The sequence below is a fragment of the Rhizobium sp. RHZ01 genome, from assembly GCF_014851595.1.
Classification (GTDB): domain Bacteria; phylum Pseudomonadota; class Alphaproteobacteria; order Rhizobiales; family Rhizobiaceae; genus Rhizobium; species Rhizobium altiplani.
Genome location: NZ_JACUZZ010000060.1, coordinates 1 through 10127 on the forward strand (window position 1 = coordinate 1; position 10127 = coordinate 10127).

9 protein-coding genes are annotated in these 10127 nt (G+C 55.7%); all 9 read right to left on the minus strand.

The window, feature by feature from the left end; genetic code table 11:
* Positions 1 to 170: 170 nt before the first annotated feature.
* The 9 genes from IB248_RS30535 to IB248_RS30575 all read right to left on the minus strand — a co-directional run bounded on the left by IB248_RS30535 (position 171) and on the right by IB248_RS30575 (position 9751).
* The gene (locus IB248_RS30535) at positions 171 to 1133 is read right to left on the minus strand and encodes a dihydrodipicolinate synthase family protein (RefSeq protein WP_018859732.1); all 963 of its coding nucleotides are present in this window, start codon (positions 1131 to 1133) and stop codon (positions 171 to 173) included.
* 128 nt (positions 1134 to 1261) lie between these two features.
* The gene (locus tag IB248_RS30540; RefSeq protein ID WP_018859731.1) at positions 1262 to 1966 is read right to left on the minus strand and encodes a GntR family transcriptional regulator; all 705 of its coding nucleotides are present in this window, start codon (positions 1964 to 1966) and stop codon (positions 1262 to 1264) included.
* A 711-nt stretch (positions 1967 to 2677) separates the two neighbouring features.
* Positions 2678 to 3175 carry an acyltransferase gene (locus IB248_RS30545; protein WP_083929922.1) on the minus strand — a complete coding sequence of 166 codons (498 nt, stop codon included), beginning with the start codon at positions 3173 to 3175 and terminating at the stop codon, positions 2678 to 2680.
* Between the two features lie 112 nt (positions 3176 to 3287).
* Positions 3288 to 4940, minus strand: coding sequence for a glycosyltransferase (locus tag IB248_RS30550; protein WP_192242213.1), 1653 nt, complete (start codon positions 4938 to 4940; stop codon positions 3288 to 3290).
* Positions 4937 to 6058 carry a DegT/DnrJ/EryC1/StrS family aminotransferase gene (locus IB248_RS30555; RefSeq protein WP_192242214.1) on the minus strand — a complete coding sequence of 374 codons (1122 nt, stop codon included), beginning with the start codon at positions 6056 to 6058 and terminating at the stop codon, positions 4937 to 4939. The genes IB248_RS30550 and IB248_RS30555 overlap by 4 nt, the downstream gene beginning before the upstream one ends.
* Positions 6055 to 6546, minus strand: a complete 492-nt coding sequence (locus tag IB248_RS30560) for an acyltransferase (protein WP_018859728.1) — start codon at positions 6544 to 6546, stop codon at positions 6055 to 6057. Before IB248_RS30560 ends, IB248_RS30555 begins: the two co-directional genes overlap by 4 nt.
* Positions 6533 to 7681, minus strand: coding sequence for a DegT/DnrJ/EryC1/StrS family aminotransferase (locus tag IB248_RS30565; RefSeq protein ID WP_246779339.1), 1149 nt, complete (start codon positions 7679 to 7681; stop codon positions 6533 to 6535). The genes IB248_RS30560 and IB248_RS30565 overlap by 14 nt, the downstream gene beginning before the upstream one ends.
* A gap of 8 nt (positions 7682 to 7689) precedes the next feature.
* Entirely contained in the window at positions 7690 to 8706 is a 1017-nt protein-coding gene (locus IB248_RS30570; protein WP_169679580.1) for an NAD-dependent epimerase/dehydratase family protein, read from the minus strand.
* A 4-nt stretch (positions 8707 to 8710) separates the two neighbouring features.
* Positions 8711 to 9751: a Gfo/Idh/MocA family oxidoreductase gene (locus tag IB248_RS30575; protein ID WP_018859724.1), complete on the minus strand. Its 1041-nt coding sequence runs from the start codon at positions 9749 to 9751 to the stop codon at positions 8711 to 8713.
* Positions 9752 to 10127 lie beyond the last annotated feature (376 nt).

Consider the following 10127-nt stretch of genomic DNA (forward strand, 5'->3'; position numbering starts at 1 on the left):
ATCCTTCGGCACCAGACTGTCGAGCGTCACCATCTCAAGAGCCGTCTGGGTGGGGGCAGGTTTCTTCAACATGTCCCCATGAATCACAAACCCCCAGACGGTGCCAGGGGTTTGTCAGCAATCTGAGGCCCTCCAATCGGAGGGCCTTTCGATTTGAGAGCCTTTGAAAATCAGGCCTTGTATTTCTCAACGGCACCCGGGAGCTTGCTCCATTCGGCGTACCAGGTGTTGAAGAGCTTGAACTGAGTTTCGACGTAACCGCGCTGGCTATCGGTCAGGGCGTCGGTTTCGTAGAAATGGAGGGTGTATTCCTTGTCGCCCTTCAATACCATCATGTGCTTGAAGAACAGCACGAGGTCCGGGCCTTCGTCGAACGACGAGAGGACGGCCAGTGCCTGCTCGAGCTCCAGCGCGCGCTGGCGGGCATCTGCGTCGCCGGCAGCAGCGGCCTGGGCGAGGTTGCAGAGGTGCAGCACTTCCTTCGGCAGCACGTTGCCGATGCCGGTGATCGCTCCGGTCGCACCGCAATTGACGAAGCCATGGAAGACGGCCGTGTCGACGCCGATCATCAGCGAAACGCCATCATCGCGGCTGGTGATATTCTCTGCTGCATAGCGCATGTCTGCAGCGCCACCGAATTCCTTGAAGCCGACGAGGTTCGGATGCTCGGCTCGCAGTGCGAGGAACAGGTCCGCGCGCGTGGCGAAGCCGTAGTAAGGGCTGTTGTAGATGACAGCAGGAAGATCGGGGGCAGCCGAGAGGATTGCCTTGAAGTGCGCCTTCTGGGCCGCGATTACCGAACCACGCGACAGGACGCGCGGGATGACCATCAGACCCTGTGCCCCGACCTTCTGGGCATGGGCCGCATGCGCGACAGCCGAGGCGCTGTTGACGGCGCCGGTGCCTACGATGACCGGAATGCCAGCCTTCACGAGACGCTCCACGCCTTCCATGCGCTGTGCATCGCTCAGCAGTGGCCAATCCCCCATGGAACCGCAATAGACGACAGCCGACATGCCCTGCGCGATCAACTCCAGGCCCTTGCGGACGAGTGCGTCGTAGTCGGGGGTACGGTCTTCCTTGCAGGGGGTCATCAGGGCCGGAATTACACCGGAGAAAATCTTGGCCTTCATTGCGAAACTCCTATTGCCTGGCGGGACGGGCAGGGATCGCCGCGCGCCTCCACCGGCACCGGTCCCCGTGTCTTCGACGGCGGTTATATCACTTGCATATTATTTGTCGACAAAAATTATGCAGCAGATCAGAGGGCGATATCCAGTTTTCCGCCGCGCGCGAAAAGCTTCTGTATTTGCTGCACGATCTGCTCGGCATGGATCGTCGCCAAGCGGTCGGCGGCCTCGCTGTCGCGCGCGGCGATGACAGCGATAATGTCTTCGTGCTCGTCGACGAAACGTTGCGGCAAGCGGTCTTCATAGGACTGGTAATAGAGCCGCAAGATGCGTCGCCCCTCATCGAGGAGACGATTGAAGAGACCGGAGAAGTAGGCGTTGCGGCCTGCCTCGGCGATGGCTGAATGGAAGGCAGCGTTGGTGGCAATCATCGCCAGGGCGTCCTGGGCCGCGACCGCCGCGGCGAAGTCGGCCTGATGCGCGCGGATCACCTGCAGATCATCGAGGCGATGATACTGGGCGGCCAGACGGGTGGTCACGCGATACATCAGCACCAGCGCATCGAAGAAGGTATGCATATTGAGGAAATCGATATTCGATACCATGGTCGAGCGATTGGGCAGCGTGTCGATCAGGCCCTCGCCGGCCAACCTCACCAGCGCCTCGCGGATCGGCGTGCGCGACATCTTGAAACGCTCGGCCAGTTGCACCTCATCGATCGGACTGCCGGGCGGTAAAACCAGGTCCAGGATCTCATCGCGCAAGAGGTCGTAAACCATCTTGACGCCGGAGCCTCGCTTGCGTTCGGGAGTGGACTTCGTGTCGGTATCAGTCATGCCGGTATCCTCTTGTCGACAAAAGGAATACTTTTTCTCGCGTGCTGGTCAATAGCTCTGGCAACTCGGGCGGGTGAAATGCCCGGAGCAAGGCCTCTAAAATCGGAATCGATTTTCGATTCTGACGTAACCTGTCATGCTGAGCCGTCGGAGCGGGAATTTTCGACTTCTGGTTCCTGCAAGGGAGAGAAGGGAAAGTCCCATGGAGGCGGCATCGACTTTTCGGAAGCGCAGATTGCCTTTTACGACTCGCTTGCCCCTGCTCTAGCAAGGCCGTCGCCGCGGAGGTTCTGGCCCGCCGGGGATATCTGGCTGCGATTGTTTCGGGTATCTGGGAAGGTATCGGTTGCAGGGCCTGATGGGACGGAGACTTGTAAAGTCTCGGCCTCAAGCCGACCCTCGCGGCAACAATTTCAGCTTTGCGCCAAGCGCGGTCACCGCGGACGTCGAGCACTTTTTCTTTGGGCGATGCAGACGAGTGAGCAAATATAGAAGCAGCGGTCCGGCACCTGTAGCCAGTTCGATTTCTCTTTCTTCGGTTGCTTGACGACAGTATCAGCGATGACACAAACGGCTCTCCATCATCCCATGCATTGATACGGCCGACCGCCAAATAGTTTAGGGACGCGGTGTTTGCCGCTCAGCGTGTCAAAAGGCTAGCGCGGGCCGGTGGCTGCATCACGGGGTTCAGATCAAAGTCCAACGCCAATACTACGTCTGGATTCTAGCAGGACAGCCCCAGACTTTACTTCCAGCTGGAACATCGTGATTAACAAAAGACATCGCGCCAACCACCGCACCATCTCCAATCGTCACGCCACGAGAAATAACGCTGTTGGGACCGATGTAGACGCCGCTGCCAATCTTGGTTGGAGAATATTCGATCGGCGCTTTTCCCAGTGTTAAGCTTCTTTGCACAGTGTCATGTGAATAGATCTGAACACCAGTGGAGATTGAGCAGTGGTCACCGATCGAAAGCCCGCCAGTCCCATCCAATACCGTTCCAGGACCAATCCAGGTATGGCAACCGACACGGACCTCTCCCATAACGAGGGCACTGTCATAACAGGATGTACCCTCACCAAATCCATATTCACGCGCATTTTCCCAACGATCAGTTATCAAATCGCCGAAGGACACGCGCCGCTGGAATTGCGCGAGCTTCTTGAGTTGCAGCGTTTTTTGAAGTGCTCTCAATGTTTCAATCATGAGTGAACTTGCTCTATCTACTTTGACCGTTGAGATAAACTCACCACAATGGGCCAAAGACGCGGTAGCCTCGCACGTGTGATATTCCACCACCTATCGCTCTTGCCCAAGACTAGACCGTTGCAGCTTCGGTAGTCGTCCGCCCCACCGATTTCACACGCATGGCAAGAAGACCTTCGATATCGAGTGCGCGATCGTGGCGACTATTTGCGCGGAACAATCGCGCCATTAAATCAAGCCAACTATCAAAGTCCTCATTTCCAATCCAAGCAGTCGAGAGGCAGTCCCCAGGCAACGGTCCGTCAAACGAGTCGTCGTTGGATGGATCCGTAAGCTCGTTTGTCTCGATCAACCATTTGGTTCGCCTAATGGAAACGTGAGGGACGGTCTTGGCTTGTTCAAGCAGGAAAACCCTCAAATCCTTGTCGCCAATGATATCACTCAGGAGGAGAAGCCAAGCGATCTCGACCGGATCCATCTGCGCCAAGGCCGGCGACGATGTGCCCTGGAGATTGCTACGACGACTAAGTAGAATGGCGGCCTCTCCTGCATCTCCCTCGAGCAGCGAGATAATGCCGAGCAGAACCCATGGCTCGGCGATATGGCTAATCCAAGTACTTAGCTCTCTCAGGGTCTGCGCGACCTCCTTGAAATCTCCTCCCTCCAGAATTGCCGATCTGGCCGAACGAAGCACTGCGGACATCGGGCTGTCCGGAACGGCCGCGTTCACGAAAACTACGGAAGGGGATTGCATTGGAACGATCTCAAATTTGCCGAACCAATTGATTTGTCTGACAACTTCGCCTGAACGAACGGCGCGGCGGCACTCGTACCAATCTGCAATATAAGTCCACGCCTGACGCGTATAGCGGCTGTGGACGAGTTCATAACCCTTTTTACGGATGTCGGAATAAAGATCGAGGTCTTTGCTGACCTCGTTGATCTTTTGGTAGAGCTCCTTTCCGCTGCCCATGATGCAGTTTTGCATGTCCACAAAGCCGTATTCTTTCAGACGATCGGAGTCAGGAGCAAGAAGAACCGTACCGCAAGCTGGTATCTCAAGGTGCTTGCGAACGACGTAGTCCAGTCGCGTCGTGTCGGCAGCCGAAAAGTAGCTTTGAGAAATTAGCTGAGCGTATCTAGCGTCACGAACCTCAAATGGCCTGCGGTCCTGTAGCCTATAGCCCGGATGAGTATAAATTAGCGTTGGAAAGAAGTGTTGAATCTCGTGGGTCAGCTTTGCCCGCCACGGGTAGAAACTCGGGAATAGATGCCCACTCATTATGTTGACGGGGATGATCTTTTCCAAGTTATAGTCATGGAATATCTCGGGATCGACAAATTTCGGAATGACGAAACAGGCAAATTGCGAGAGCTCCGGCATATGCTGCAGATGTTCCAACCCGAAGCAGAAGATCGTGTCAATGCCGTATTCAGTGAGAGCGCTCAACGTGAGTGGCCGCATCGGGTCGTGTGGATCGCAATTGAAGTACAGCGCCCGCGGTATCTCTGGGTAGGTATGAATGTTTGTGATGCTAAGCCGTAGTGGTCTGCCGGAATGCACTGCCGAAAATATGACGAAATCGGGCTGCAGCTCATCGCAGACGGCTTTGAAATCGAAATCGCGGTCGACAACACTAACCTCGCAGTGGTGAGCAAGCGCGTAAATCCACTCGTCGACCACATTTGTGAGAACTGGAGCTGTGGTCGTATTGAGCTGCGGCAACACGCATAGAACGCGTCTGCGCTGTGTTGCCACCGTCATCTCTCACCCTTTTCGAAAAATGAGCAAATTGCATCGACGACTTGTTGCTGCTGCGCCGCGGTTATGCCAGCGAACATGGGCAAAGACAGCCCCTGGCCGGCAAATTCTTCCGTTGCAAGAAATTCACTTTGGGCGCTTTCGACTTGCGCCAAGCAAGGCTGCCGATGCAATGGAATGGGGTAGTGCAATCCGGTCTGAATACTTCTTGAATCAAGGTGCGACCGTAGGTCGTCGCGCCGATCCGTGCGTACGACGTAGAGATGGTAAACATGATCGCCATGCACGACATCAGGGAGCGTAAGGGGCGTGCCTTTCAAGCCCTCCCTATACCGTTCTGCGGCCCGCTTCCGCTGATCAGTCCAATCATCAAGATGCCTTAGCTTGCTGTTCAAGACCAACGCTTGCAGGCCATCCATGCGGTAGTTATAGCCGATCTGTTCGTGGAGATAACGCTGCGTCTGCCCGTGATTTCTCAGTGCCCTCAGCCGCTGAGCGAGGTCGGCGTCTTGCGTGACGATGAGGCCGCCTTCACCCGCTGCACCGAGATTCTTGCCCGGGTAGAAACTGAAACAGCCCATTGACCCCATCGATCCGAGCGGTCGACCGTTGTAACGAGCGCCGATTGCTTGGGCCACATCTTCTATCATTGTCAGTCCGTGACGCTCGGAAAACTCCAGCGCTGCCTTCATATTTGCGGGCTGACCGTAAAGATGAACCGGAATGACTGCTTTCACATCGCCATCCAGACGCCTTTCCGCATCCGCAAAGTCGATCGTACCCGTAGCACGTTCCACATCACAAAAAACCGGAACAGCACCCTGATAGATCACCCCCCACAAGGTGCCGATAAAGCTATGGGCCGGTACCAGAACCTTGTCTCTCGGGCCTATGCCCGCTGCAATGACCGCCAGATGCAGGGCAGCACTGCCACTGCTGACGGCAATGGCGTGATCGACTTCAAGATAGGAGGCGATGGCCTTTTCGAATTCGTCAACCCATGGCCCCAGGCAAAAAGCGCTCGCATCGAACAGCCGTTCGATCTCCGGCATGACATTATGGCGAATCTGCTCCCATTGGATAGAGAGATCGACGAAAGGTACCGTTGTCTGTGAACTCATCGCCCACTCTCCGACATGTCGCGAGTAGACCCTATCACACGTGCTGGATTGCCCGCGACGATGGCATATTCGGGAACGTCTTTGGTCACCACCGCCCCCGCTGCTACCATAGCCCTTCGTCCAATTACAATGTCCGGTAGAATCGTGGCATTACTTCCGATCGATGCGCCGGAGCAGATACGGGTGGGAAGGCAGACCCAATCTTCCGAGCCCTGCAATGCACCGTCAGCGTTTGTCGCAGCCGGATAACGATCGTTTGTGAACATGACGCCATGGCCCACGAACACCTCGTCCTCAATGATGACACCAGAGCAGATGAAGCTATGGGACTGGATCTTGCATTTTGCACCGACATGGACATCCGATTGGATTTCCACGAAGGTGCCGATCCGTGTTCCACGGCCGATTGTGCAGCCATACAAATTGACGAGATCTGGATGGAAAACCAGTACGTCATCTTCAAAAACGACATTGTCAGCGATGGGCATTGGGCCACTCCTTTTCAGCAAGGATCTCTGACAAGGCAGTCACCACGCTGACTTGTTCGGCATCCGTCATTCCGGAGAAAAGTGGCAGTATGAGATGAGCTGCGCTGACATGTTCGGATCGGGAAAGCCCTGCATGCCGAGCCCCGCGCCAGGGCGCCTCAAGGTGGCTGGACATGACTGCACGTCGGGTCGCTATTTTTCGGTCGAGCATCTCCTGCATGACCTCTTCGCGATCTGCACCTTCAGGCAACCCAATTGAATAGCTCTGCCAGTTAGATTTCGCCCAGTTCGGCTCTTGCGGTACGATTATACCGTTGACGGGCATCAGGAGTTCGCCGTAACGCTTCGCCAATTTCCGCCTTTCGGCAACAATTCCATCGAGACGCTTTAGCTGCTCTCGTCCAACCGCAGCCTGAAGGTCGGTCATGCGGTAGTTGAAACCCGTCTCGGTGTAGGTCTCGATCACAACACGATTGGATGCATGACGGGCGAGGTCGGAGACAGACATTCCATGTTGCCTCAGAAGGCGGCACTTCGCGTCTATTTCAGGGTTGTTCGTGGTGATCATTCCGCCCTCACCCGTCGTAAGAACCTTGCGGGGATGAAATGAGAAGCATGCCACGTCGGAGAGCACGCCACCGATCCGGTGCCATTGGTCATCGACCAGGATCATCGATCCGCTGGCGCAGGCGGCGTCTTCCACCACTGCCAGCCCATACGCATGAGCGACCGCGCAAATCGCCTGCAAGTCGCACGGCATACCAATTTGGTCCACACACAACACGGCTTTAGTCCGCGACGATATCAGCACCTCAATACTGGTCGGATCCATGTTGTAGCTACCTGCACCGATGTCGGCGAAGACCGGCTCGGCACCACACATATGGATGGCATTCGCTGTCGCAATGAAGCTGTGACTGACCGTGATCACCTCGTCACCCGGTCCAACACCGACAGCCACCAGTGCCAAATGAAGCGCTGTCGTACAGTTGGAAACCGCGCATGCATATGAGGCACCGGTCATTGCAGCGAACTCCGTCTCGAACCCAAGAACCTGTGGTCCCTGGGTCAACCAGCCGGAAGCGATGACGGAAGCGAGTGCGTCTGCTTCTTCTGGACCCACCGTTGGGCGCATAAGGGGGATCACTTGGCCGTCTCCAGCACGGAGACACATTCATCCCGCCACCATCGCACCAGATCGCGCAATCCATCTTCCAGCCCGATCGAAACTTGGAAACCAAGTTGCGCCCGCGCCTTTGACGGATCGGCCAACCGCCGCTCGACTGGGTTAACGTTGCGAGCAGGTTCATGGTGGATTCCGAGATTTTCCCGTCCCATGATCTTGAGCAGCGTCTGCGCCAATTCTTTTAGAGAAACTTCGGCCCCTGACGCGACATTGTAGACTTCGTCCGAAGCAGAAGAGAGAGCCGCCGCGATATTCGAAGACGCGACGTCACGAACCTCCACGAAATCCATGGTTTGCAAGCCGTCACCAAAGATGATCGGAGGTTGATTGGCAGCAATTCTCTCCATCCACCGGATCAAGACTTCCGTGTAGCGGCCGTGGATATCCATGCGCGTGCCATAGACATTGAAGTAACGAAGCGCACAGTAGTTAAGGCCGTACATATCGTTGAATGATCGGAGCAGCTTTTCGTTGAAGAGCTTCAGGCCGCCGTACAATGTTCGATCGGCGTAGGGTGCTGCGGCCTCCGTGGTCGGAAATTCTGGAGCATAGCCATAGATTGAAGCGGACGACGCAGCGATGATCTTCTGAATTTTGTGTTTCACGCAGAGCTGCAGAAGATCGAATGTGGCGCGGCCCATAACCTCAAAGGCCTCGGCGGGTTCGGCGGCACAATGTGTAATCCTCAAAGCGGCCTGATGGAATACGATATCGGCGTCTCGCACCAGCTCGTCCATGAGCGCATTGTCACGAATATCGCCGTTTACAAGCCGCAAGCGCGGGTCGGCGGCAACGGAAGAGAGATTCTCAGACCTCCCACGCACCATATTATCGACAGCCACAACGGCCTGAACCTCGTGGCCCATGAGTTGATCGACAATGTGCGAGCCGATGAAGCCGGCGCCTCCGGTTACTAAAATGCGCTTCCCTCTTAGGAAATCTGAGGCGTTCGATTGTTTAACCTTTTGTTCCATCGTCTCACTCTGCCGCGATGATATTGAATGTGTTGCGCTTACTGCATGCGACCTGCTGCAAGCTGCGCTCCAGTGCCGACTGCGCCCGCTCCAGCGTTCTGACAATCCTCAGTCCGAAATCACCATCAGTTTGGCAACGCTCCTGCCCGAGGATGGAGCGACGGAGGTGTTCAACCACTTCTGTAAGCGGCTCGGGGCCGGAAATGCGCGGGGATGTCACCGCGCCGATTCTGTAATTCGGAAGATTGATCTCGCGATCCTGATTGGAATGGATAGTGATGCCGGAATCATAGATCTTGACCGGCTCATCGCGGTTCAAATCATCCCAGACAGCCATTTGCTTGCTGCCCCCAAGAGCAATCCGTCGCATTTTTACCGGCGACATCCAACTCAGATTGAGGTGCGCGACCATAGAGTTCTCGTAATGCAAGGTGATGTAGGCGATATCGGGCGATTTGTCGTTGACGTGACAATACCCGCTGGCCTCCACTGAAACCGGCTCTGCCGCAAACAGATAGTCCAGGATCGATAGGTCGTGAGGAGCGAGATCCCAGAGCACATTTACGTCCGGTTGAAAAAGGCCCAAATTGACGCGCTGGGAGTCAAAATAGGAAATATGCCCGAGCGTGCCGCTTGCAACGAGATCTCGGAGCTTTCGAACGGCAGGATGGAAGAGGAAGGTGTGATCAACCATCAGAGTTAAGCCATAGGCTTTGGCCCGCGCGACCAGGTCCTCCGCCTCTTCACTTGAACCGCACATGGGCTTCTCGATCATCACATGCTTGCCGGCGTCCAAACCGGCCTTAGCAAGCGAGTAGTGCGAGGACACCGGCGTTGCGATGACCATTGCATCAATATTTGGATCGAGAATGACAGACGAAGCGTCTTCGTAAATCGCGGCGCTCGGGAACGATTGCGCCAGTCGTTCTCGAACCTCCAGCCGCGTGTCAACAATTGCGGCTAACTGAATCCCAGGATTGCTGGAAAGGACACGTAGCAGGTTGCGCCCCCAGTAACCTACGCCGCATAAAGCCACCTTGATCATGCCAGCAAGACCCTCACACTTAATCGGCATGACTTATCGCGGTGCAATCTTGCCCCAGCCTGACGGTTACTGTTGAGGCGAACTCTAATCCTCGATCGAAGGTGGAACTTGTATTCCGGCTCCGCAGTCAGCGGCAAAGCTTCGTGTTGGGCTTCGGCTGGGCGTTGTGTCGCTGCTGAAACACATGCGAATTTGGGCGAACCTGGCGGCTTGAGAAATCGACACGGAGTCCAAAAAAAAGCTCCTCGACGCCTATGCGGAGGAGCTTTCTGTGAGGCGACTTGACTGGCAAATATTCAGGTTTTGTTGGTTGCGGGGGCAGGATTTGAACCTGCGGCCTTCAGGTTATGAGCCTGACGAGCTACCGGGCTGCTCC